At 38.1% G+C, this 24,807-nt stretch carries 18 protein-coding genes; 16 read left to right on the top strand and 2 right to left on the bottom strand.

The window, feature by feature from the left end; translation table 11 throughout:
- Positions 1 to 12: 12 nt before the first annotated feature.
- Positions 13 to 588, bottom strand: a complete 576-nt coding sequence (locus tag BV372_RS22380; protein ID WP_086688699.1) for a DUF2808 domain-containing protein — start codon at positions 586 to 588, stop codon at positions 13 to 15.
- 401 nt (positions 589 to 989) lie between these two features.
- Entirely contained in the window at positions 990 to 3,191 is a 2,202-nt protein-coding gene (locus BV372_RS22375; RefSeq protein ID WP_306299006.1) for a polysaccharide biosynthesis tyrosine autokinase, read from the bottom strand.
- 2,131 nt (positions 3,192 to 5,322) lie between these two features.
- Between BV372_RS22375 and BV372_RS22370 the strand changes: the two genes are divergently transcribed.
- The 16 genes from BV372_RS22370 to BV372_RS22295 all read left to right on the top strand — a co-directional run bounded on the left by BV372_RS22370 (position 5,323) and on the right by BV372_RS22295 (position 24,634).
- A complete protein-coding gene (locus BV372_RS22370) occupies positions 5,323 to 6,762 on the top strand; it encodes a glycosyltransferase family 4 protein (RefSeq protein ID WP_179198189.1) in 1,440 nt (479 codons plus the stop codon).
- 371 nt (positions 6,763 to 7,133) lie between these two features.
- Positions 7,134 to 7,559 carry a hypothetical protein gene (locus tag BV372_RS22365; RefSeq protein WP_086688718.1) on the top strand — a complete coding sequence of 142 codons (426 nt, stop codon included), beginning with the start codon at positions 7,134 to 7,136 and terminating at the stop codon, positions 7,557 to 7,559.
- 492 nt (positions 7,560 to 8,051) lie between these two features.
- Entirely contained in the window at positions 8,052 to 8,435 is a 384-nt protein-coding gene (locus BV372_RS22360) for a hypothetical protein (protein ID WP_086688697.1), read from the top strand.
- A 199-nt stretch (positions 8,436 to 8,634) separates the two neighbouring features.
- Entirely contained in the window at positions 8,635 to 9,471 is an 837-nt protein-coding gene (locus tag BV372_RS22355) for an ABC transporter permease (protein ID WP_086688696.1), read from the top strand.
- A 55-nt stretch (positions 9,472 to 9,526) separates the two neighbouring features.
- Entirely contained in the window at positions 9,527 to 10,759 is a 1,233-nt protein-coding gene (locus tag BV372_RS22350) for an ABC transporter ATP-binding protein (RefSeq protein ID WP_086688695.1), read from the top strand.
- 218 nt (positions 10,760 to 10,977) lie between these two features.
- Positions 10,978 to 11,841: a class I SAM-dependent methyltransferase gene (locus BV372_RS22345; protein ID WP_256973390.1), complete on the top strand. Its 864-nt coding sequence runs from the start codon at positions 10,978 to 10,980 to the stop codon at positions 11,839 to 11,841.
- Positions 11,842 to 11,851: 10 nt separating this feature from the next.
- A complete protein-coding gene (locus tag BV372_RS22340; RefSeq protein WP_086688694.1) occupies positions 11,852 to 14,140 on the top strand; it encodes a polysaccharide pyruvyl transferase family protein in 2,289 nt (762 codons plus the stop codon).
- Between the two features lie 95 nt (positions 14,141 to 14,235).
- Complete coding sequence (locus BV372_RS22335; RefSeq protein ID WP_086688693.1) at positions 14,236 to 15,363, top strand: acyltransferase; 1,128 nt, start codon at positions 14,236 to 14,238, stop codon at positions 15,361 to 15,363.
- 220 nt (positions 15,364 to 15,583) lie between these two features.
- Positions 15,584 to 16,810 carry a glycosyltransferase family 4 protein gene (locus BV372_RS22330; protein WP_086688692.1) on the top strand — a complete coding sequence of 409 codons (1,227 nt, stop codon included), beginning with the start codon at positions 15,584 to 15,586 and terminating at the stop codon, positions 16,808 to 16,810.
- A 16-nt stretch (positions 16,811 to 16,826) separates the two neighbouring features.
- Positions 16,827 to 18,041 (top strand): glycosyltransferase, encoded by a 1,215-nt coding sequence (locus tag BV372_RS22325; protein ID WP_086688691.1) that lies wholly within the window; start codon positions 16,827 to 16,829, stop codon positions 18,039 to 18,041.
- Between the two features lie 302 nt (positions 18,042 to 18,343).
- Positions 18,344 to 19,396 (top strand): NAD-dependent epimerase/dehydratase family protein, encoded by a 1,053-nt coding sequence (locus BV372_RS22320; protein WP_086688690.1) that lies wholly within the window; start codon positions 18,344 to 18,346, stop codon positions 19,394 to 19,396.
- A gap of 7 nt (positions 19,397 to 19,403) precedes the next feature.
- Positions 19,404 to 20,360, top strand: coding sequence for a glycosyltransferase (locus BV372_RS22315; protein ID WP_086688689.1), 957 nt, complete (start codon positions 19,404 to 19,406; stop codon positions 20,358 to 20,360).
- Positions 20,361 to 20,366: 6 nt separating this feature from the next.
- Complete coding sequence (locus BV372_RS22310; protein ID WP_086688688.1) at positions 20,367 to 21,086, top strand: methyltransferase domain-containing protein; 720 nt, start codon at positions 20,367 to 20,369, stop codon at positions 21,084 to 21,086.
- 136 nt (positions 21,087 to 21,222) lie between these two features.
- Positions 21,223 to 21,771: an acyltransferase gene (locus tag BV372_RS22305; protein WP_086688716.1), complete on the top strand. Its 549-nt coding sequence runs from the start codon at positions 21,223 to 21,225 to the stop codon at positions 21,769 to 21,771.
- A 2-nt stretch (positions 21,772 to 21,773) separates the two neighbouring features.
- Positions 21,774 to 22,640: a glycosyltransferase family 2 protein gene (locus tag BV372_RS22300; protein ID WP_256973389.1), complete on the top strand. Its 867-nt coding sequence runs from the start codon at positions 21,774 to 21,776 to the stop codon at positions 22,638 to 22,640.
- A gap of 425 nt (positions 22,641 to 23,065) precedes the next feature.
- A complete protein-coding gene (locus tag BV372_RS22295) occupies positions 23,066 to 24,634 on the top strand; it encodes a calcium-binding protein (protein WP_086688686.1) in 1,569 nt (522 codons plus the stop codon).
- The last annotated feature ends 173 nt before the right edge of the window (positions 24,635 to 24,807 follow it).

Here is a 24,807-nt window from a genome sequence, read left to right as displayed (position 1 = left end):
GCTCAATGGCAATCACCACCCAAAAGGGGAAAATATAGAGTGACCGTGACTGTAAAAAGTTAGTCGGCCAAAGCCGAGAAATTGTCCGTGAGATTTTTCACCTGCGGGAAAAGCTGTGACGCCAAACAAATAAACACCCGAAATCCTGGGATTTTGTCTGGGTTGGAGAGCAATTGTAATAGTTCTTCCTGGCGCTATCGGTGGATCAAATGTTAGTGAGGTTGTTTGAGTTTTGCGATCGCTAGTCGCATCTTTTAATCCTAACTTCTGTCTTTCATGAGAGCGCGTCCCTTCAAAGGCATAACTGTCTTTGAGATTGAAGCGAACGTAATCTACTCCCTCACGCTGGTTAATTGTTACTCTTTGCAGCGGTTCTCCCGCATTTTCTGGGAGGCTGAGAGTAAAGTAGTATGTTGCACCCCATATATAAACTTCGTTATAGGTAGTAGCTGCACCAACCAAGCGCGGTGGTGAGGCAAAATATACCGTGCCATCTTGCAACTGAATTGCTGGACTCGGTTTTGGGATATATCCTTCTAGCCCAACTACGGTTGCGATCGCTATGCCCAATATAACTGCAACTCGCATTACTTTATCTAGATAATCAAATAGTACTGCTACGCGGAAGTCAAAAGAAGTTTATATCTCAGGTTTTGCACCATTTTAAATAGGAACTTGATTTACCCTGCGCTGTACTAGATGCTGTACTAGATAAATTGTATGTTGAAATTTGGTGAAGTGCGAAACTCAACAAATGCTTCTCGGTAATTTGATGTGATGCTACCTAGACTTGATCTTCAGTATGCATAAACATTGAGCGTCGCAATTCTAAAATCCAAAGTTGGTAAGTAGATGAACATAATTAAATGTAAAATACAAAAGTTTAAAACCCTAATAGCAACTGGCTTTTCCCTTCTGCCTTCTGCCTCCTGCCTTCTACTTATAACTATGTTTTTCTCATAGCCAACCCCATCTCCAGCAAATCATATTTACCCATGAGGATGGTAGTAATGTTTGTAGCCTTTGTACTTAGTTTTATCCCCATTGGCAACAATACCTAAGACATTGACTGGAGAAATTTTTAGACTATCCTGAGCTTGCATTAGCCCCGATTTGTCTGTTTTGTCTAACCTCACCACCAGCACAACACCATCAGTGTAAGGTGCCAACATTCTGGCATCGACTAATCCAACTATCGGGGGAACATCATAAATTACTAAGTCAAAGGTTCTATGAAAATATCCCATCAGTTGCTTCATCTTTTCTGATGAGAGTAGCCTCGCAGGATCGGGTGGTATTGGTCCAGAAGTAATTACAGATAAGTTGTTCATCTCAGGCATTTGCCTGATCACCTGCCCTGCTGGTATGTTTGTCGAAATTAAACTACTCAATCCCCACAGGTTATTTAAATCAGCTAGCTTGTGAACTTGGGGCCTGCGTAAATCAGCATCTACAAGAAGTACTCGTTTGCCCATTGCAGCTGCTATTTGCGCTAGCTGGAATGAAACAGTGGACTTACCATCTCCTGGTAATGCTGAACTAATAATTAAGGAGTGAATAGGTTGGTCGGAATTAAGTAATTGTATGTTTGAATACAGTACCTGTAGAGCTTCCCAGAATTTACCTTGACCGTAGTAGCGATCGCTTGCTGAGCTACGGTGTAAAGTATTAGACATTTTAGAAAATTTTCGAGAAAATTTAAATGGGATTTTTTCTGAAAAAGTTCTGCGTTCTATATTTTGGTAGAGGTTATTTTGAACTCTCTTTTCAAAAGGTAAAATTCCTAACAAAGGTAGTTTAATATTTTCTTTTAAGTTGCTAACAGTATGGTAAGTATTATCTACCTTTTCTATGAGTAAGCTAATGCCAACTCCTAAAAGTAAACTTGCTATAAATCCTACACCTAAACTACGCGGTATATTAGGTGATATCGGGCTTTCTGGTTTAAATGCTTCTTGAATTAACTCCCAAGGAAGTTCTGTTTGAGCAACCTGAATTTGTAGAGTTTCACGAGTAATTACAAAACGGTTTAAGCTCTCAGTGGCAATTTGTAAATCTCGCTGAAGTTCTGTATATTTTCTAGATAAAACTGGTAAGAGTTTAATTTCACGGTCAAGTTGAATTTCTGCTTTCTTTAGTTCTTGGCTTTGAACTTCTAAGCTTTGAATTTGAGTAGCTATTTCGGCAAATTTTACTCCTACAATACGTTGAGCTTCTTGTCGTATTAATGGTAATAAATTTTCTCGCTTTTGTTTCAAAACCTGTAGTGGTGGGCTATCTTCTTGAAACCGAGCTAACTCACCAGAGATTTGAGCTTCTAATTGGCGCAGTTGTACAAGTAATTGCTGATATACAGATGCACTATTTAGCGCTGCTAATTCTCCTTGTTCTTCTTTCAAACTAGCGAAGTTAGCACGATATACTGCCAATTTTTGATCAATTTCTAGTCTTTGAGTGCTCAATATATTTACTTGAGATGCAACTTTTGATGCTTGAGCGTCTGGACTAATAAAGTCATATCTTTGGCGGAAAAGTTGTAATTCTTTTTGCAGATGATCTACTCTATTTTTAATGCCTGGAAGCTGCTTATCAACAAATTGCGCTCCCTGCCTTAACTTGGTTTGGCGTTTTTCTAAACTGTAGTTTAAGTAAGACTTAGCAATTACATCTAGTACTAATTTTATTTTGGTAACATCGTTACTGCGATAGCTAACTTCTATAATTTTAGTTGCGCCTAAACGGCGAATAGTTAAAGACTTTAGTAGAGACTCATAGCTGAGGTCTGGATAATAATATCGGATTTGCTTGACAATGCCTGCCATTAGCTCAGGACTTTTGAGAACTTGAATTTGACTTTCGTAATCTAAATTCCCTGCCTTTTCCGAGCCGCTAGGATCTATTGTGAGTTGTACTAAAGATTTTTCTTCATTGACAGGTTCTACTAAAAGGCGAAAATTGCTTTCATAGACTGCTTTTTGCTGTAGTGTTGAGTAGGTAACACCACTCATCACTACAGTGGCTACTCCCGCAATAATTAACGCTCGCCGCTGTAAAAGACCCAGGAATTGCCGCAAATCCCAATCATTACTTTCCTTTTCAAACCATGAAGGAATTTGAGATGAAAGTACTGGGTAGGCAGAACTTCCATTCCGTTCGTAACTTGAGGTTCTAGTAAAATGATTCTCCATCATTACTTTTTATTGTGAATCAGATAGTTAAGGTTTTCATTACAGCTTTCAGCAAGCCAAGACACATTATCGTAAATCTAATTAAGTGGTTAAATCGGAAAAGTCAATACTTAGTTTAGGTAAATCTAATATTTTTAGCTTTTGAGTATAAATATATTGCTTATATTGCTTTTCCTCGCGTATTTCCAAAAGATTAAGGATTTATATAGCTGTTTTAGACTTTTAGCGACAACTAGTCAATGTTTTAAGAAATTTTTATAATAAGCAGTATTTTTACTGTATAATTTGTAAAAATTGATTAGATGTCACGAGAAAACACGGTTGGGAGTGATTGGCAATAACTTCACAGAGAACTCTAATACCTTAGTTAACTGCATCGATCGCAGTACTGTGGATTTTACGTATCTTAACAATAAACATAGTATTAACCTAAACAATAGTATACTTGCGCAAGTATATTCTGGCTTCTCTTGGCAAGCCTGAGTATATTTGATTAATTAAAGTATAAAATCTGTTTCAGAGTTAAACGGTAAGCTCGGTTCAATACAAAATGCTGACGACATTCCACCCTGCACTAAAATCCAATTGGTCAGAGATCTAATCCACTCAGTTTGCTTTAGACGACTTTAGCTATTAGCTTTGGAATTCCATTCTGAGACGATTTCTAGCTTCTTATTGGATTCTTCTCTCTGCTTCCTGCTCCTTACCCCTGATTTCTAGACCTACCGTGTACACCGTAGGATTTCTATAGGATTCATACTTGATTTTTGAAATATACCTAGGGGAGCGACTGGCAAATCCTTCAGGGTTTTAGTGGGCATCGCCCACCCTACATATACTGATTTCTGGATCTACCGTGTACACCGTAGGATTCCTAAAAAGGGGGAACTATTACATAAAGTTAAGAAAAATGTTATCAATGCAAAAATAAATTTGTTAGAAATGGTTTAGGTGGTAATTATGCCTAGGGTAAGGTTCTCTTAGAAGATGTGAAGCCGACCTACACGGAAAGAAGCCGCAGCGTCTACAGACTTACTTTGTTCTCTGGAGATTTTTATTGGGATTGAGATTCGTTAGTTCTGTTAATATTTCATTGCTACGTTGATGTTCACTGGGTTGGTAGATAGCCTACTGCATTTTTGCTAATAATGATATTACGCAAATATTAAGTTTTGTTTAACTATGATTTTGTAGCAATAACAATAGTATACAAGCACCTTACAGATGGGTTAAGGGGAAGCTCCTACCGTAACCAATCGCTAGGTTATCTTAGCTGTGACTCAAAAAATTAGATTATTGATTATTTAGATTAATTAATTATTTAAATTTTGACTGCCTTTCACGCCTTGGCTGTTATGTCCGCCAAAGTAGCTAAGCCTTATATGTAGGAATAATGCATAAATCTAGAATATTATCTCTCTTATATGCTACAACAGTCTGATTTGGTTAACATGCCATGTACTTCCACTTGTTTAGTAGCAGCTATTTTCTTATATGCAATAGTTTTTTGTGTAAGCCTGATATACCTTAGCTAATATGCAACCCTGAAAAAATTTATTATTTTTTATCTACTTCTTGACTATAAAAATAATTATAGTATGATATAAGACTTGCAAAACTACGTATTCTATATCTGCCAAATATATTTTTTGCTAAGTTAAATGCCTATTTTGCTTGAGCGTAGGAGTTATAGACGTGATTTTACAGTGAGATGCTTCTAAAAACCAGCTATAAGTAAAGCATTGCTGGATACATTGATAAAATCATACTGAAAATGCTTGCTATGGCAAGAATTCAAAAATTATTTCTTAAGTTGCGATAATTTCAGAATATCTTGCTAATAGAATTATTTAGCTTTTTATTTTATTAAATCAATAGCATAAAAATTAAATTACTTGAGACTAGGCTAGATTTTCTTCCCTAAAGGAAGATAGGCAAATTAGCAATTATTACAACAGTTAACAAAAAATAATATTGTTTTTTCAAAAAAAACTTGCTTTTTCACTAATTTAGTTAAACATCGACTATAAAGGAACTGAACAGCAAGTATTGAGCAACAAAGGCAGATTTTAGCTTCAATCGCTGTCAAGTATACTTCTAAGTCTAAAAATCATTTTTAAGGACGATATAGCCAATGACATTCAGTGAGTGGCTGAAAAAATCGTTGCTAACCAAATCTACCAACAAAGCTTCTCAAAATCAGCAATTTATTCAAACTGATAGAGATTTGTTGTCAAGTGAGAAAGTTAACTTCGAGAATGGAATACATAATCATGGAAAGAATTTTTCTAGATTTGTATTTCCTTCCATAGTTCCGCATCAGTCTCTAGGAGTGAATGAAACTTGGTATGGTCGATCGCTGAATTTATCTGTAATCACTGAGTTTTTCCCCCCAGATTACGCTGCTACAGGACAGCTGATTGAAGAACTGGTGAGACAGTTAAGCAAACAAGGCGTCAACATTGAGGTGTTTACAGGTCAACCAGGGTATGCCTTTGGGACTTCTAGTGCTCCCGCCGTAGAACAAGTTGGTCGAGTCCGAATCCAACGATCGCGCACTGCTCAACTTTGGTCGCGGCGGGTTCGTGGTAAAGCTGTCAATGGTATCTTATTTACCTTGCGTGCTGTGCTGCATTTAGTCAGATGTTGCCGTCGCCATGATGTCTGTTTACTGACTTCGGCTCCGCCATTTTTACCAATTGTGGGCTATCTAGCCCACTTGTGTTTTGGGCTTTCTTACGTCTGTTTGATTTATGACATTTATCCAGACATTGCGATCGCTCTTGGGGTAATCCCTAAAAATCACTGGCTAGGAAGATTTTGGCAAGCACTCAACAGAAAGATTTGGCAAAGAGCACAAGGGATAGTGGTTCTGAGTCCCGCTATGAAACAGCGAGTAGTCGCAACTTGTCCAGAGGTAGCGGATAAGGTTTCTGTAATTCACAGTTGGGGCGATCCTGACTTAATCGTGCCAATCGTAAAAAAAGATAACTGGTTTGCTAAGAAATATAACTTGGTTAACAAATTTACTGTACTTTACTCCGGTAACATGGGTCGCTGCCATGACATGGACACGATTTTAGAGGCAGCCAAACAACTACAAGATGAGCCAATTCAGTTCGTTTGTATTGGTGGCGGACCAAAACATGAAAGTTTTATCGAAGAAGTCAATCACTTAGGACTAGATAATTTCCTGTTTCTGCCGTATCAAGATAAACAAGTACTACCCTATTCTTTAACCGCTTGCGATCTATCTCTAGTGAGTGTAGAAGCTGGTATGGAAAGTCTAGTTGCGCCTAGTAAGCTTTACCCAGCCTTAGCAACAGGGCGTCCAGTAGCGGTCATTTGTTCAGAGTATTCTTACTTAAGACAACTGATTACAGATGCACAATGTGGCGCTAGTTTCGAGAATGGTGACAGCTATGGACTAGCTGAATTTATTCGCCTACTAAGTAACAACCAACAACTAGCAGAACGTATGGGCATTGCCTCTCGTAAGTATTTGCAGTCGCATTTTACGCCAGAAATCATCGCTAAACAATATTTGAGAGTGCTGCGACAGGCTATTTCGTGACAGTGTTGGGTGTTATTACGCATAACAATTATCAAAATCGTATTAATTTACCTTCATTTCTGGCTTGACAATTGTATTTTGCGGCTATATAAACAAAGTGCGTCTACCCTTTAGGAACGCTATTCTTTAGAGTTATGCTTTGCAATTTAGCGAACGCAGACTCTTTCTAAGCAGAATCACGTATATCTGCTTTCCAAGAAAAGATAGTGAAGCATGTTCCTCAGAACTGGCACTGGTTCACAAATTTTTCTTCTCAAACTCAATAACTCACTATTAATTTAGGAGCGGGCTTTGATGGTCTTTAAGATCTCAGTCCCTTCAATGCAACCTTCTTGTGATCTGTTTAATGTCTACTGATGCGGAGGGCCAAAGTGCAGAGAAGGTGTGATCGAAATCGAAAACGTTCTAAACGAAGAGCTATATATTGTCCGGTACATGGGTGCTACATAGATAGTATGAGCCAAAAATACGGTTTATTTGCCGAACAGGCAGGACAGCTACAACAACGGGGAGTCAGGCGACGTGAAGCCTTGATGTTAGTAGCAGCCAAGACGGCAGTTCCTTTAGAAGGGGAGTGGTTAGAAGCCTTTTGGTGTGAAGAATGCCAAGAAACCAAGTGGTATCACGTTTGTAAGCGTGACTCTGTTTATGAGTTGTCAATAGCACCGCCAGAACTTTGGCAACAAGCAACGGGGGTAATGCATCCACACGGAAACCCTTCTGTCGGAGAGTTCACTAGCAGGCATTCCCGAATGATGAATCACCGAAGTATTCAAGATTTTAAGTTTATGTACTAATGCAAACACTCAAACATCTGTCGTTTTGAGCGAAGCAGAAGCTTAAAGATAATTGGCTTCGATCAAAATGACACCTGAAAATCCAATATAAACAAAGCTTTATTGTAAAAAATGGAGCATTTATAAGTTTGAGTCGAATCTTTACAGCTTTGTAATCAGCATTTATTGTAAAAAGTGGAGCATTCATAAGTTTGAGTCGAATCTTTGCAGCTTTGGATTAGTTCTTATTATAAAAAGTGGAGCATTTATAAGTTTGAGTCGAATCTTTGCAGCTTTGGATTAGTTTTTTTTGTAAAAAATGGTGTGTTTACAAGTTTTGTCGCATTTTTTGGAATAAATATGCAATTTATCGCAACAAAAAACCATTAAGTTAGGAAATTTACGCAATTCCCTAGAAAATTTGATCGCTCATGATTCCCAATTAACACTAGTTCCGTATTGGTCAAGCATAAGTTAATTTATGTGTAGCCTTTTAAACATGGACATACTGCTATGGGAAGACCAAAGCGTACTTCGGTAATTTTAGAAAAAGCCCAGCGTCGGATAGCTGGTTTAAATACAATTGATGCCTCACTAGATTTGGGAAATGGGCTAACGGTCAAAATATTTTCAGAATTAATTGAAGATACACGCAGAAAATTAGAAGCTCATAATATAGCTGTGTCAGCGGCCGATCAGACAGGTACTCTGGTTTCACAAGCAGAGCGATCACTTGCTGATTTATCAGAACGGATGCTAACTGGGGTAGCTTCTAAGTACGGTAAAAATAGCAATGAATATGAAATGGCTGGGGGTGTGAGGAAAAGCGATCGCAAGCGAAGTCCTCGCAAGCCAAAGGTATCGATACCCACAGAAGGGTTGAGTGCAACAGAATAGATCTCAACGACTCTCTTACAAACCATCATTAATATTCAACAACCCGCGATAGGGGCACAACAATTTGTGTCCCTATTATGTTTTGTAGCAAGGGCGCAGTTATTGCACTCTTTAAAGATGGAGTGTGCTTAATGAATTTTAGATTTGGTGCAAATGGTGGTAAAAACCAAGCCAGCTTATTTAGTACAACGCAAATAATATGAAAGACACCATTTCCCAGCCAGAATTGGTAATTGAAGCTGGACGGACCGAGCAACAATATTGGAAAGATGTATGGCGCTATCGGGAGTTATTTTACTTTTTAGCATGGCGTGACATACTGGTGCGTTACAAGCAGACTGCGATCGGCATTGCTTGGGCACTAATTCGTCCATTTTTAACGATGGTAGTTTTTACAGTTGTGTTTGGGCAATTGGCTAAGTTACCCTCCCAAGGTGCGCCTTATCCAATTTTGGTATTTTCAGCGATGTTGCCTTGGCAATTCTTCGCCAATTCACTTTCAGAATGCAGCAATAGCTTAATTAGCAATGCCAATTTAATCTCCAAAGTTTATTTTCCTCGCTTAGTAGTGCCTACAAGTGCAGTAGTAGTTAGCTTTGTAGATTTTTTGATTTCGGGAATGATTTTATTGGCATTAATGGCATGGTATAACTTTGTGCCCAGTTGGCGGATTTTGACACTGCCCTTGTTTATTGGTATTGCCTTTGCTGCTTCAATGGGGGCAGGGTTGTGGTTGGCTTCGCTGAATGTCAAATATCGAGATTTTCGTTACATTGTGCCGTTTATTGTACAGTTTGGTCTGTATATTTCACCCGTAGGATTTAGCAGTAGCATTGTGCCAGAACAGTGGCGATTGCTCTACTCGCTAAATCCAATGGTAGGGGTAATTGATGGTTTTCGTTGGGCAATTTTAGGGGGTGAATCAAAGTTATATTTACCAGGCTTTTTCCTATCTATGGGACTAGTACTGTTAATATTCGTCACTGGAATTTGGTATTTTCGCAAGATGGAACGGACATTTGCCGATGTCATTTAGATTCCTGCTGACCTATTGATCAAGCACAACACTATTGTGACAAAGTAAAGAAATAATGTCTGACACTGTTATTAAAGTTGAAAACTTAAGTAAAAAATATACTATTGGGCATCAGCAGCAGGAAAGCTACACTACACTGCGGGATGTAATTACCAATAAAGCTAAGGCACTGATTAGACCTTTTCACAATAGAAAATCGAGAATATCAAATTTTCAAGAGGATTTTTGGGCACTAAAAGATCTCTCATTTGACATTAAGCAGGGAGATAGAGTAGGCATTATTGGGCGAAATGGTGCAGGAAAATCCACACTATTAAAAGTTCTTAGCCGAATTACAGAACCCACAACCGGACGTATCAGTATTAAAGGTCGAGTTGCTAGTTTGTTGGAAGTAGGTACAGGATTTCACCCAGAGTTAACTGGGAGAGAAAATATCTACCTCAATGGGGCAATTCTGGGGATGAGCAAGGTAGAAATTAAACGCAAATTTGACGAGATTGTTGATTTTGCAGAAATTGCCAAATTTTTGGATACGCCAGTCAAGCGCTATTCTTCTGGGATGTATGTGAGATTAGCATTTGCGGTAGCTGCTCATCTAGAACCAGAAATTTTAGTAGTAGATGAGGTGTTAGCAGTAGGGGATGCGCAATTTCAAAAGAAATGTTTGGGGAAAATGGAAGAAGTAGGAAAAGAAGGACGCACGGTAATTTTTGTAAGCCACAATATGGGAGCGATTAAAGCACTTTGCAATAGTGGTATTGTCTTAAATTATGGTCAAGTCCTTCATTCAGGCTTTATAACTGAAGCACTAAATATATATAACAATCATAGAAGCGAGTCTATTTCTCAATTATATGTATCTAATATTGAAAGTAATACACCTTTTATTAAAAGGATTGAAATTTTTCAAGAAGGAAATGATAGTGCAAATTTTCAAATGCACTTACCAATAAAAATTGCTTGTGAATTTGATAACAAAACTATTAATGATATTGCTGTAAGTATAGTTATTCGTAATAGTGAAGGGGATTGGCTAATACATAGTTCTGACGAGTTTTCAGACTCTTCTTACAGAAGTTATGAAAGGAAATGTATCATTCCTGCAAACCTTTTAACTGAAGGTGATTACTATGTAATGCTTGCTTTAATGAAACGCAATCAAGCAATTTATCAAAGATTAGAGGATGTCATAAAATTTCGTGTTGAATTTTCAGGTCAAATGTCAGATAGAACCACCGCAAATGCTTGGAAAGGAATTTTAGCTCCAGGAGTTTTGCAATGGAATTAATGTTTTAATAATTATCTAAAAAAATGAACATTAAAATTTTTTCTGCTTATATGATCTGTAGTGTACTTCAACCAATAAAAATTCAGATTAAAGTGAATTTAGATTGAACTGATATAAAAATCTGGAGTTTTTTTAGAGAGAAAGTAATTAATGAAAACCCTAAAAAGTTTATCCAAAAACTTTCTTGCTGCATAATTTTATTCTTGATTTAGTGCGTTATGAATATCAGTCAGTTTCATCGAAATTTCCTATATAATGAAATTTATATTGAAATCATTAATTATGTAATAGTTATGCTGACATTGCAAAATTTTACTTCTTTAAATAACAAAGTATTATCTAAAGTAAACCCTTTAATTTTAGGAAAACATCCTGAAAATACTATATTCTCATTTAACTATCAAAATGTAAGTCATATAAATAAGTTTATTAAAGCTAGTAGGCAGAACTTTTTTGGCACTGAACACATTTTGATAGATATTGGCTCAGGCAATAGTCCATATTATCCTATCTTTTCAGACATAGTACGGGAATATATAGCTATTGATACAGCCGATAGTTTACCTAAAAGCGAAGCTCGACCAATCAGACAAATAGTAGGTTTCGCTGAAGAACTTCCCCTACAAAATTCATTTGCTGACATAGTTTTATGTAACCAGGTATTGGAACATGTTAATGATCCAATCAAAGCTGTTTCTGAAATGTATCGGATATTAAAACCTGGTAGTTTATGTATTGGTTCAGTTCCTCACATTAGCCCGGTACATCTTGAACCTTATGATTTTCGACGGTATACAGACTTAGGCTTAGAAAGCCTTTTGAAAGATGCTGGTTTTATAGATATCAAAATCGAAGGTAATGGAGGGGTTTATTCAGCTGCGGCTTTGATGATTGCTATGGATTGGATGCTAACTTCTAGAAAAGAAGGTAAGCCACAAGGTTTTTCTGCATCTAGGGCATTATTGCTCTCTCCGATTGTGGGATTGATGAATGTAGCTGGATTGATTTTAGATATGATGCTTGGCAATAAAAATCGAACACCTGCTAACTTATGCTGGACTGCTACAAAGCCTCTCAATTAAGAAACTTGATATGTATAACCTTATTAGGAACGGTATTAAATCAACTCTGACTGAGCGGCAGTTGAACGTAATTCATCAAATTCGTTCTCTGAGTCATTTAGCTTACGAAGACATCAGAGTGAATATGCTTGGTCAGGTTTTTCCGATGAAGCCTACCGCCATTAGTATGATGGCAAATGATGTGTGTAACTCTCGCTGCCAAATGTGTGCAATTTGGCAGCAAAAAAAAGATCGGGAACTGAGTCCTGATGAATTAGAGAAAATTTTTATCGATCCTTTTTTTAGTGAAGTCCGCCATATCGGGATTACAGGTGGCGAACCTACTTTAAGAAAAGACTTGCCAGAGTTATATAAAGCTGCATGTTCCAAATTGCCTAAACTTGCAGGGGCATCAATTATTACAAATGCCATTATAGAAGATGTAGTTAAGCAAAGAGTTTCTCAATCAGCAGCAGTTTGTCAAGAGCACGGTATTGATTTTTCGGTCATGGTTTCTCTTGATGGTCTTGGAGAAATTCATGACGAGGTAAGAGGAAGGAAAAACAATTTCCAATCAGCAATTAACGTTATCAACTATTTTCGTCAACAGAATATTACAACTTCCTTTGGATGTACAATTACTAAGTCTAACGCCCTTTATGTTGACGAATTACTTGATTATGCAATCAGTGAAGGCATTTATGGTCGATTCCGAGTTGCTGAGTTTATTGACCGTTTATACAACAACGAAAAAACAGACTTTATTAGAAATTTTGATGATAAGACAGCCTACCATCTAGGGCTGTTTTTTTATAGAGTAGAACATGAATTTGAACAAAATACTACTTATCAAAATACCTATAGAAATATTAGGTCAATGCTTGCTGAAGGTAAGCCGAGACAAATCGGCTGTCCCTACCACACGCAAACAGTAATTCTCACTTCTCTGGGAGATTTGCTATATTGTTCACCAAAATCTCCAGTACTAGGAAATACCTTGCAATCTTCTCCAGGCAAGATTTATTTCTCAAATCTTGCTAAACGTCGAGATTTAATTAAAAACGATTGCGATAACTGTATCCACGATTATCATGTTCCGATTAGCTTTCGAGAAAAGGTATCTTTCTTTATAGAAAGTAAACAAAAGCATATAAAATACAATTCTGCTGCTCTTGTAAAAGCATCAAAATCTATAATTAAAGCAAGAAAGCAAGAAGTTAATGTATTAGATATCGCTGCAAAAACAGTTCTGATTGTGGGATGGTATGGAACTGAAACGGTAGGCGATAAGGCTATTTTGTGGACAGTTATCCAGAGACTGCGTTCCCGTCCTTATCCCCCTGAGAAAATTTATCTTTCCAGTCTTTGTCCTTTTATTTCTCAATGGACTGTGAAAGAGATGGGACTTGGTGATATTAGGGTTGTGGAAACTTACTCTCAAGATTTTGAGCAACGATGTGATGAAGTAGATGAAGTGGTAGTCGGCGGCGGCCCATTAATGGATATAGAAGCGCTAAATCATATCTTATATGCATTGATGAGGGCAAGCAAACGCGGAGCTTTCACCAGGGTTGAAGGATGTGGAATTGGCCCTTTGGTGTCACCGCTTTATATTCAGGTTGTTTTGGAAATTTTAAGGCTGTCAGATTATGTAACTCTACGCGATCGCACCTCTAGCGAACGTAGCCTGAAAGAATTTTCCATTGACTATGCAAAAACGGTTGCCGATCCTGCTACTGACTATGTTGAGTATGTGAAATCAACGCTGGAAGATCTGCAAAATGCAACCCCACCTTTAGGGCGATCTAAAAACATCTCTTGTTTTTTCCGGGAATGGGGCAAAGATTACGCCGGCAGCATGGATGACAAAGTGTTTTATTCTATAAAACAACAATTTGAAGCTCAATTAGTTGAGATGGTTAAATTCATTGCTCAATTAAAGGGAGCAGATATCCATCTTTTACCTATGCATACATTTCATATAGGGGGAGACGACAGAGTTCTAAATCGTCGTCTAGCTAAAAATATTTCAGATTTTGAGCAAAATGTTAACTTTGCCAGAGGTCCCGTATCTCCTCTAGAGATTCTACAAAGTATGTATCATGCTGAGTTTAATCTTTGCATGAGGTTTCATTCTGTTCTGTTTGCTGAAACATTAGGTGTCCCATACTTAGCAATAGATTACACTGGTGGCGGCAAAATTAAGGCTTTCTTAGAAGAAAGAGGTAAGCTAAATCGCCTAATTTCATTACAAGATGTTGCTTCAGGTCATTGGCAAAGTCGGTTAAAAAGTTTACTACATTCTGAATTATTGATTTAAAAATATATGTCAACTGTAATTGACTTTTTCAAAAAAGCAGATTTGAAAATTATAATTTTAGTTTAGAATAAGCATATTTTTGTAAAGCAAAAAATATGACACATTTGTTTTCGATTTTACTTGATTTAGTAAGAGTAGTTTCAGCATTTTCTGTTACTTTATCTCATTCATCTTATTTAACATACACAGGGGAATTTAAAGAATACTTTCTATGGGCTGGACACCCAGCAGTAATGATATTTTTTGTATTATCTGGCTATGTTATAGCTTTTTCTAGTGAGACAAAGCATAGTCATTTTTCTAGCTATTTTATAGCTAGGTTAGTCAGGCTATATCCTGTTTATATTTTTGCACTAATTTTAGTACCTATTTTAGATTTTTTTGGACAAACAAATGCACCAGAAATATATGCTAGATATACTTACTCTGATTTTAAAACTCTTTTTTTAATTCACTTCTTTTTTCTCCAAGAAACAGACCTGTTTTATAAAATTAAATATTTTTCTGATGGACCTCTTTGGTCTCTGAGTTATGAGTTCTGGTTTTATACTTTTTTTGGATTACTATACTATCATAAAAAGTTATTTTATAACAATAAATTTCTGTCCTTAGGGTGTTTGATTTTAGGGATTTCGCTTTTTTTAAGAATAATTTTACTGTTTCCTGTTTGGTTATTCGGTGTCGCTCTTTATAAAATAAATACTAATAAAGATATTAAATTGTCTCCTCAACTATGTTTATATGGTTGTATTGGAGCTTGGCTTTTATTCTTGATAATAGTTTTTCCATCGCCCATAGGACATTTAATAACTCAAATTACTTATAAATTTCAACTGTTAACGGCTCCTGAACTTTCACAATCAATCAGTTACATAAAAGATTATTTAATTGGATTTGTTTTTACAGCGTTTTTATTTTTTTTGAATCATCTATTACAAACACAAAATTTAGCTACTAATACTATAGCAATTCTTTTAAAGCCTTATGTTGTGACTCATGCAATAAGAACATTCTCAGGTTTTAGTTATAGCCTTTATGTATTACATGTTCCTTTAATTATTTATTTATCTAGTTTTAATTTCGTTGATAAACAATCTTTATTACAACAGATAGTTATTCTTGCTATTGTTTACTTAATAATATATTTGTTATCATTTTTTTTAGAACGTCCAAACAAGCTCATCCTGACTCACGTTTACAATCATTTTAAAATAGTTCGCTGAGGAATTAAGCCTCCTTTGAAGATATAGAGTTAGAGGAAAATTCAAATGCATACTTTATGCTGTATTATTTATGTTCATAGTTTTCAGCCTCACATTGTACACACCGTAGTAGCTTAAAATGCCTGAGTTTGTAGATGATACCCAGATTTTTAATTAAATTCTCATCAGAATGGCATTGTTGAATCCAACATATCACTACTTTTAATTATTTAAACCTTCAGTGAAAGTTCTTCACCTCAATTCATCTGACAGCTTGGGTGGTGCTGCGATCGCAGGATATCGCCTGCATCAAGGTTTGCTTGCCAAAGGACTGGATTCTCGATTGCTAGTAGGAGTTTCTCAGCTTGGTGATGATGACACTGCTGTGATTCCCCGCCACAAGTGGCTAGAAATGCTGATTGCCAAACTTACTTGGCGTTTTGGCTTCAACGATTTTCACTGTACTAGTAGTTTTGCCATTCCCGATCACTACTTTTACAAAGAAGCAGACATCCTCAACTTTCACAATCTGCATGGTAGCTATTTAAACTATTTAGCGATTCCGCGCCTGACAGAAAATAAACCTGCTGTCTACACGCTCCATGATATGTGGAGTTTCACCGGACATTGCATCTACAGCTATGATTGCGATCGCTGGCAAACTGGTTGCGGTAAATGCCCCTATCCAGATACTTACCCGGGAATTAAAACAGATAACACAAACTGGGAGTGGAAGTTAAAACACAAGGTTTACTCGCGTTCAAAGTTGGTGATTGTCACTCTTAGCCGATGGTTGACTGAGCAGGCGCAAAAAAGTATGCTCAATTGCTTTCCTATTCATCATATTCCTAACGGCATTGACACCCAGATATATCAACCGCTCGATCCGGATCTGTGCAAGTTTGTACTCGGTATCCCGACTGGCAAAAAAGTTTTGATGTTTGGCGCACAAAGCCTTGCAGATCATCGAAAAGGGGGGGATTTGTTGCTTCAGGCTCTACAGCAATTACCAGACTCTTTAAAAGCTGAGACTGTACTGTTAACTGTTGGTGGAGATAACATCAAAAGTTCTGAAGTGTTTGGGATGGATATTTTAAATCTCGGCTACCTCAGCAGCGATCGCCTGAAAGTAATTGCTTATTCTGCTGCTGATTTATTTGTCTTCCCAACTCGTGCTGATAATTTGCCACTGGTTCTACAAGAAAGTATGGCATGTGGTACACCAATGGTTTCTTTTGACATTGGTGGTGTTCCCGATTTGGTACGCCCAAAGATCACCGGCTATTTAGCTAAACCTGAAGATGCCAAAGATCTAGCTGATGGAATTGTTCAAATCTTGGACGATCAAAACTTGCAAGAGTTTATGAGCCAACAATGTCGAGCGATCGCTTTAAAGGAATATTCACTAGAGCTTCAGGCTCAGCAATATGTTGATTTATATCGTCAGACTTTAGCTGTTAATTCCTAGTCAGAGGTTAGTAGTAATGATCACCGTAGAAGCAAGCAGTGCAACGATTCTAAATCTTCCGCGTCTGCTTTATATAGGCGACGTAGCTGTCGAATCTACCACAGGAGGATCTGCTTTACTCTATCGCCTGTTGCAAAACTATCCCAGCGATCGGCTGTGTATTGTTGAAGGTAATATCACCAAATCTCAAGCCGACCAACGATTACCAAAAGTTGCTTACGAAACAATTTCTGTTGGCTCCAACCGATTATTGCATAGTCGTTTTGTACTGCCTTATAGATCTTGTCTTTACTTAAGTGCAAGATGGCGATCGCGCCAGTTGAGCAAACTGATCGAGACATTTCAACCTGATGCCATTTTGACTGTCGCCCACGGTTTTTCCTGGTTGACAGCAGCAGAACTAGGAGCACAGCACAAACTACCACTGCATTTCATCGTCCATGATGATTGGCCTTCCCACACCGTAGTCATGCATCAGTTAAGAAATTTAGCCGACAAAGATTTTGGCACAGTTTATCGTCAGGCGCGATCGCGACTTTGTGTTTCTCCCTACATGATGGAGTCTTACCAGAAGCAGTATGGCGTTACAGGTAATGTTTTATATCCATCAAGGGCTGTAGATGTACCTGAGTTTAGCCAGCCAGCCGAAAAAACTGGCAGAAATTCTACCTCTCTGGTATTTGCCTACGCCGGGTCAATTCACATTAAAGGTTATGCTGAAAGCCTAGTTTCCTTGGCATCCATTCTAGAAGCAGCAGGTCATCGCTTAGTAATTTATTCAGGGCTGACTCAGAGTTCTATCCAACACCTAGGGCTGGATAAACCTAATGTTGTTGTATACCCAATGGTTCCTTCCCAACAACTAATTCACACCCTGCGAAAAGACGCTGATGTGCTGTTTGTACCAATGGACTTCGATCAAGAATATCGTTCCAATATGGAAATCAGCTTTCCTAGCAAACTAACCGACTATACTGCCATTGGTTTACCCCTACTAATTTGGGGACCTTCTTACTGTTCAGCAATACGTTGGGCGCAAGACAATCCTGGGGTAGCTGAGATTGTGGAAAAAAATGAAATTTCTGCCCTTGCAGACTCGGTAAAAAAGTTATCTGAAAATCCGAAATATCGGCTTCAATTAGCTACTAATGCTTTAACCAAAGGCGTTGAGTATTTTTCCCATGCCAAAGTAATTGAACAGTTTTACCAAGTCATTACTCAATTGTCGTAAATATTAAATGCCTTTCACGTAGCGAATTTATATCAGTTTAAAAAAACAATGCGACAGATGGGTAGGGAGCAATGTTCCTGACGAATAATTTATCTGTTGCAAGCATTATTTGAATTGGTATTACCTGTGTACCTTTAAAAGTAATAAAGATATAGGATTCATACTTGACTTTTGAAATATTACGTAGGGTGGGTCGTGCCCACCCTACAGATATTGATATTTTTTCAAATAATCAAATCGGATTCCTATAGATACACCTCATTATTACGTTACTCTCTCCGCAAAATTATTAATTTTATAATATGAAAAAGCTGCTAGTAACGGGTTCTTCTGGACTAATTGGTTCCGAAGTAGTAGAATACTTCTGCATTGAAGGATGGGAAATTTACGGCATTGATAATAATCAAAGAGCAAATTTCTTTGGTGCCGCAGGTGATACACGTTGGAACCAGCAACGCCTTCTAGAAAAATACCATAACTTTCACCATATCGAATTAGATATTCGCGATCGCGCTGGTATTCTTGCTTGCATTGAGAAAATACGCCCAGACTTGTTAGTTCATACTGCTGCTCAACCTAGCCATGATCTAGCAGCGTCTCGTCCATTTGACGACTTTGATGTCAATGCTGTAGGTACGCTCAACTTATTAGAAGCGACTCGGCAGTACTCTCCAGAAACTGTTTTTGTTCACATGAGTACCAACAAAGTCTATGGAGATAGACCTAACACAATTCCACTTAAAGAGTTAGAAACTCGTTGGGATTACGATGAGCCAGGTTATCAAAATGGTATTCCGGAAGATTTCTCAATTGACAGAAGTAAACATAGTTTATTTGGTGCTTCTAAAGTAGCGGCTGATGTCATGGTGCAAGAATATGGACGTTACTTTGGGATAAAAACTTGTTGTTTACGTGGTGGATGTTTAACCGGACCAAATCATACTGGTGTCGAACTACATGGATTTCTTAGCTATCTAATTAAGTGCAACCTAGAGGGTAAGCTTTATCGCATTTTTGGTTATAAAGGTAAGCAGGTAAGAGATAATATTCATTCCTTTGATGTTGCTCGGTTTATTCATGCTTTCTGGGAAAATCCTCGCTGTGCAGAGGTTTATAATCTGGGTGGTGGTCGGCAAAATAGTTGTTCAATTTTGGAAGCTTTTGAGCGGATTGCAAGTTTAAGCGGCAAAAAAATGCAGTATGAATATCTTGATAAAAATCGCGAAGGAGATCATATCTGCTACATTAGCGACTTAAGCAAAATGCAAACTCACTATCCCCAATGGCATCTAACAAAGTCATTGGATGACATTTTTGAAGAAGTTTTTATCAGCTGGCAACAACGGAGCCTTTAACAATTCTATGCCCAACCTTTTGCCTATCTCTGCTCTCTTGCCTACCCTTAACCGCAGTGTAGCTCTGGCTCGTATGCTCCAAAGTCTTGCCCAACAATCTGTACAGCCAGAAGAGATGATTGTAGTAGATGCTTCTACCGATGACAGCACACAAAATCTTTGTCAAAAGGAGATTCCCGGACTAGCAACTATAATAAAGTACTATCGGGCAACAGAAACAGGAGCCGCAACCCAACGTAACCAAGCCATGACCTACGCTTCGCAAAACGTGATCTGGTTGCTGGAGGATGACATTTTGCTGGAGACAGACTGTTTAGCAAGACTTTGGTTGGCGCTACACAGTGCGCCAAACATTGGTGGTGTTAATGCCATGATTGTTAATCAGCGTTACTTACCCCCTGGTCGAATTAGTCGTCTACTGTTTCATTTTCTGCATGGTCGTTCAGAGAACAGCTACGCAGGTAAGTGCATCGGTCCAGCCCTCAATTTGTTACCAGAAGATGACCCAAGCTTACCAGAGGTTGTTTCTGTGGAGTGGCTCAATAGTGGTTGCACACTTTATCGGCGAGAAGCACTTCCTCAACCTTTGTTTCCCATAAACTTTACGGGATATTCCCTCATGGAAGATGTCACTCTTTCTTTGATGGTAGGCAAAACCTGGAAATTGGCAAATGCTCGCACTGCCAAAATTTTTCATGATAGCCAACCGGGAGATTATAAGAATGATCCTAGTGTTCTTGGCAAAATGGAGTTGATCAACCGCCACTATGTTATGACTTGCATCTTGGGACGGCGAACACCCATTGATTATTTCAAGTTGTTGGTCATTGAAATATTTGGTATTACTGCATCTATGATTTCGGTGCAAGGTTGGGTTAAATTGCCAGCACTATTATTTGGTAAATTGGCTGCTATTTCAGAACTGATATTAGCATCTTATAAAAATATTCATTCTGAGGGATAAACAGACGTGGTTGAGGCAATTAAATTATATACAAGTGGAGAGTATGGACTGAAGCATCAAGATTGGCATCTCGATCATGCAACTAATAAAGTTAGAGATATTATGCCTGCTTTAGACGCTGCGATCGCATCAATTAATACTGATGTATTGAGGATAGCTGATGTCGGTGCTGGTGTAGGTGGTGTAGTTGTGGAAACTGTAAAACAGTTAACACAGAATTATCAAAATCTGGTGGTTGATGCAGTAGGCTTTGAAATATCTCCCTATGCTGTCAAAACTGGTCGGGAACTTTTCCCTAACCTTGACTTGCGCCAGAAGTTTTTTGAGTCTTCAGATGGCCCGTTTGATGTAGTTTTATTTATAGATGTGCTGGAGCATTTAGAGAATCCTTGGGAAATGCTGCGGATTGCTCGTGATACCAGTGAATATATAATTGTACGCCAACCCTTACTTGATAATTTCTCAACTTTTCGGCATAACAATTACTCCAATCAAAGGGAAACATGGGGTCATATTGGCTACTTTAACTATTACTCTTTTATGGATATGGCAAAAGCCACAGGCTGGCATCCTGTAAAAGTAGATTTAGTAGCTGGTTGGGAATTAGCTGAAAATCAAGGAAAAGTAATATCTTCTATCCATTCTTTTTTCACAAAAACTAATCGGATACTGGCATCTCATTTTTTGAGTGGTTTCTACTTAAATGGAGTATTTCAAAGGTGTTGAGCCAATCATGAAAATTACCACTCTCAAAATCTAGAGTAGGGTGATTGAGTTAAGAAAATGTATAAATAGCAGTCAAAAGTGAACTGATATTAGGTAAATATTAGTGATCAAGCACTTGATAAGTAATGGATTTTTTTTGCTCAACAGAGCTATTCAAGGGCTAACATCTCGTTGGAGGAATTTTTACTATCAATCATTGGGAGTTAAGTTGCATGGTTATGTCTGGATGAGGGAGATAGAAATACCTAGCAATTTTGCAGATATTGAAATTCAGAGTCCTTGTGCCCTCGATCGTGGTGTAGTTATTCTCTGTAGCGGTGAGTCTCAATCCGATCCCAAAATTTATATTGGTGCTCACACTTACATCAACCGCAATACTTTCCTCGACGCTATTTTGTCACTAACGATTGGCAATCACTGTGCTATTGGTCCTGGTTGCTACATTACTGACCACGATCATGGTTTGGACCTCACATTGCCACCTTTGAAGCAACCAATGATTGCCAAACCTACACGAATAGGCGATCGCGTTTGGATTGGAGCAAACGTCACGATTCTTAAAGGTGTAACTATTGGCAATGATACCGTTGTGGGTGCAGGTAGTGTAGTGACCAAAGATTTACCAGAGAAAGCGATCGCAGCTGGAGTCCCAGCCAGAGTCATTAAATACCGAAGTGAGCAATAACTATGACTCAAAATTTAGCAGACTTAGTATCAATTGGGATTACAACTAAAAATCGCTGGCAGGATTTAAAAATTACCCTTACTAAAATTAAGGAAGCAGGTTTAGCCGCATTACCCATACTAATTTTTGATGATGCTTCTGACGAAGTTTGTCCTTTTGATATTTCAGATTTATCACTGCAAATTAAACTTCAGCGATTTACAGAATCAAAAGGTTTGATTGTGCGTCGTAACCAAATAGCACAGACGATTCAGACGAAATACTACTTAAGTTTAGATGATGACTCCTATCCTGTATCTGGTTCCTTAGAAGCTGCCGTTGCATTTGCTGAATCGGTAGCTAACTTATTATGTGTTAGCTTTCCAATATATAATCCTATACTTGCAAACTACCAAAACCAGTCTTTTAATAATCACCCTTACCAAGTTAGATGCTTCGTAGGTTGTGGACATCTTCTCCATCGCGAAAAATTTATCCAATTAGGAGGTTATTGTGCAGAACTGATTCACCAAGGTGAAGAAATGGAAATTGCCGCCAGAGCCTTTCAAAAGGGTTGGTATTGCTATCATTTTCCTCAGTTTCTGATTCATCATACTGCTTCCAACACAGGGCGTAATTGGCATCGTATGGACTTCTACGGAGCTAGAAACAATGTCCTGTGGAATGATTGGTTTGTACCTCATCAACTTAAGTTAATTAAGCAAGTACGAACCTTATTGTCTAGGTTATCTCTAGGAATCAAAGTTAGACGCTGGGGACAAGTTCAAGGAGAGTATGCTGGTTTTAAAGATATTGGGCAATTTAAACACTATCGCCAGAATATGTCAATGCAATGTTACGAGCAGTGGCAAACCCTATCTCAAAGCTAATTATGGCTGGTTGAATTGAAATACAGCAAAACCTGCCTTGATTTCGGCATCGGCATCCACATCCAAGATTCATGTCGAGATACTAACTTTAAACTCTTGAAACTTTTCAGCCGAAATGAAGCCAGAACTGACCTTATGAGATACGAATAAGTGGATGTACGTATTTATCTAACAGACAAACCGAAATTATACAGTAGTACGCAAAGTTGCCAAAGAATTAGCTAAGTTACTGTGATTGAAAATTCATTGCAGACCCATGCAGTTTTGGCTTGATTTACACCAAGCTAAAGCCTTAGTTATATTCATCACATTAACATAAAACTTTAAGTATATACACTGAGGCGATATCAGGGGTTATCCTTACATCTTTAATTTAAGGAGACTAATTAAGTCTAACAAGGCTAACGAGAGGCAAATTATTCAGTATGGCAGTTATTTCAGGGACTTCATTAAATGATAATTTGACGGCTACAAGTGCCGGCGATCAGTTATTTGGTCTAGGAGGAGATGATACTCTCACTGGTGCAAGTGGGGCTGAGTATCTATGGGGAGGCAACGGTAACGATTTGCTTGTTGGTCTTAACGGTAACGATCAGCTTATTGGCGGTACTGGTATAGACACTATGAATGGTGGCGCTGGTACAGACTACTATACCGTTGAGAACGTAAACGACGTTATTATAGATTCTGATATAGCAGTAATTGACACTACTGTGAGCTATGATACGTCTGCTAAATTGAGTGGAGGAGCAACAAACGTTACTATTGCAATGCGCGCTAGTGGTGGCACTATAATCGGCTCTAACGCAAACGATGTGATTATCAGTTACGCCACTAACACTATCCTCAAAGGTGGAGCTGGAATTGATGCTTTGAAAGGATCAAGCGGTTCAACAGTTTGGGGAGGAATTGGTAATGATGCTTTAGAAATTACTAATTCTAATACAGGTACTTTGATAGGCGGTGCTGGAGACGATAGCTATAATGTTGCTCAAGTTGGGAGCTTGATCATAGACGAAAACAGTGACGGTGGTAGTGGAATAGATACTGTTGTTACGACAATAGACTTTTCTTTAACCAGTCAAACTGGAGTTACTCTTAAAGGTTTTATTGAGAACTTAACTCTTACTGCCGGTGCAGTGCAAGGCATAGGCAATAATCTTAATAATATTATTAAAGGCAACAACCAGAACAATATCTTAAATGGATTGGATGCTAACGATACTATTTATGGTGCTGGTGGTAACGATACAATTGATGGTGGTAACAATAACGATCGATTGTTTGGTGGCGAGGGAAATGACAGCTTAACAGCTGGAAGCGGCACCGACTTATTGACTGGTGATAATGGTGATGATACTTATAATATTGACAGTAGTGACACTGTAGTAGAAGTACCTGGTCAAGGCTTTGACACTGTTAACGTTTTTGGTTCTTGGACTACTACAGCAGAAGTTGAAGTCGTTAATCTCACTTTTAGTGGTGCTAACAGCATTACGCTGAATAACACTCTTGGTACCACTGTTAGAGGAAATACAGTTCGTGATGACATTGTAGCAGGGATCGGCAGTGATACCATGAATGGAAGAGCAGGTAGTGATGTTCTTACCGGTAGAGGTGGCGCTGACGTTTTTGAGTTTGGTGGTGCAGGTTTAGCTTTAACTTCCCTGGGAACAGATACAATTACAGACTTCAGTAGTGCACAAACAGATGTGATTCGTCTGAGTGCTAGCACGTTCACTGCTCTGGCAAGCTTTGTAGGTTCTAATTTAACGGGTAGTAAGGGTTTTATCGCTGGACACTATCAGTCTAATAATTCGGGTAATGGGGGGGTTTTCGCTCAAAATGCATACATTGTTTATAATTTAGATAATGGTCTGTTGTTCTACAATCCAGACTTGACAACTGGTGGTTATATAAACGGTGGAAATTTCGCAACCTTGACGGGTGCTCCAGCCTCATTAGGAGGAGCAAACTTTGCAGTTGTCGCCTAATAATCCTTGTTGATCCACTGGGTAAGCTGCTAAGTTACGCACTGAATTTTATTTATTAATAAAGTTCTGAAAAGTAAAAGTTGATATTCACTCAAAGCACATGAGAAGAAAGAGTTTTTTACTTGCTTAACTATAAATAAATTAGTGAATGCCTTTGTAGAGGTAAAGAGTTT

The organism is Nostoc sp. T09 (assembly GCF_002154695.1).
In the GTDB taxonomy this organism is placed as follows: Bacteria; Cyanobacteriota; Cyanobacteriia; order Cyanobacteriales; family Nostocaceae; genus Aulosira.
The sequence above is the reverse complement of the archived record's forward strand: the minus strand, read 5'-3'. Positions and strand labels throughout refer to the sequence as shown.

Excerpts from the sequence above, each read along its gene's own strand:
- BV372_RS22350 (WP_086688695.1), top strand. The coding sequence starts at position 9,527 with ATGTCTGACACTGTTATTAAAGTTGAAAACTTAAGTAAAAAATATACT.
- BV372_RS22360 (WP_086688697.1), top strand. The coding sequence starts at position 8,052 with ATGGGAAGACCAAAGCGTACTTCGGTAATTTTAGAAAAAGCCCAGCGT.
- BV372_RS22320 (WP_086688690.1), top strand. The coding sequence starts at position 18,344 with ATGAAAAAGCTGCTAGTAACGGGTTCTTCTGGACTAATTGGTTCCGAA.
- BV372_RS22355 (WP_086688696.1), top strand. The coding sequence starts at position 8,635 with ATGAAAGACACCATTTCCCAGCCAGAATTGGTAATTGAAGCTGGACGG.
- BV372_RS22315 (WP_086688689.1), top strand. The coding sequence starts at position 19,404 with ATGCCCAACCTTTTGCCTATCTCTGCTCTCTTGCCTACCCTTAACCGC.
- BV372_RS22375 (WP_306299006.1), bottom strand. The coding sequence starts at position 3,191 with ATGATGGAGAATCATTTTACTAGAACCTCAAGTTACGAACGGAATGGA.
- BV372_RS22325 (WP_086688691.1), top strand. The coding sequence starts at position 16,827 with ATGATCACCGTAGAAGCAAGCAGTGCAACGATTCTAAATCTTCCGCGT.
- BV372_RS22370 (WP_179198189.1), top strand. The coding sequence starts at position 5,323 with ATGACATTCAGTGAGTGGCTGAAAAAATCGTTGCTAACCAAATCTACC.
- BV372_RS22295 (WP_086688686.1), top strand. The coding sequence starts at position 23,066 with ATGGCAGTTATTTCAGGGACTTCATTAAATGATAATTTGACGGCTACA.
- BV372_RS22380 (WP_086688699.1), bottom strand. The coding sequence starts at position 588 with ATGCGAGTTGCAGTTATATTGGGCATAGCGATCGCAACCGTAGTTGGG.
- BV372_RS22340 (WP_086688694.1), top strand. The coding sequence starts at position 11,852 with ATGTATAACCTTATTAGGAACGGTATTAAATCAACTCTGACTGAGCGG.
- BV372_RS22335 (WP_086688693.1), top strand. The coding sequence starts at position 14,236 with ATGACACATTTGTTTTCGATTTTACTTGATTTAGTAAGAGTAGTTTCA.
- BV372_RS22300 (WP_256973389.1), top strand. The coding sequence starts at position 21,774 with ATGACTCAAAATTTAGCAGACTTAGTATCAATTGGGATTACAACTAAA.
- BV372_RS22345 (WP_256973390.1), top strand. The coding sequence starts at position 10,978 with ATGAATATCAGTCAGTTTCATCGAAATTTCCTATATAATGAAATTTAT.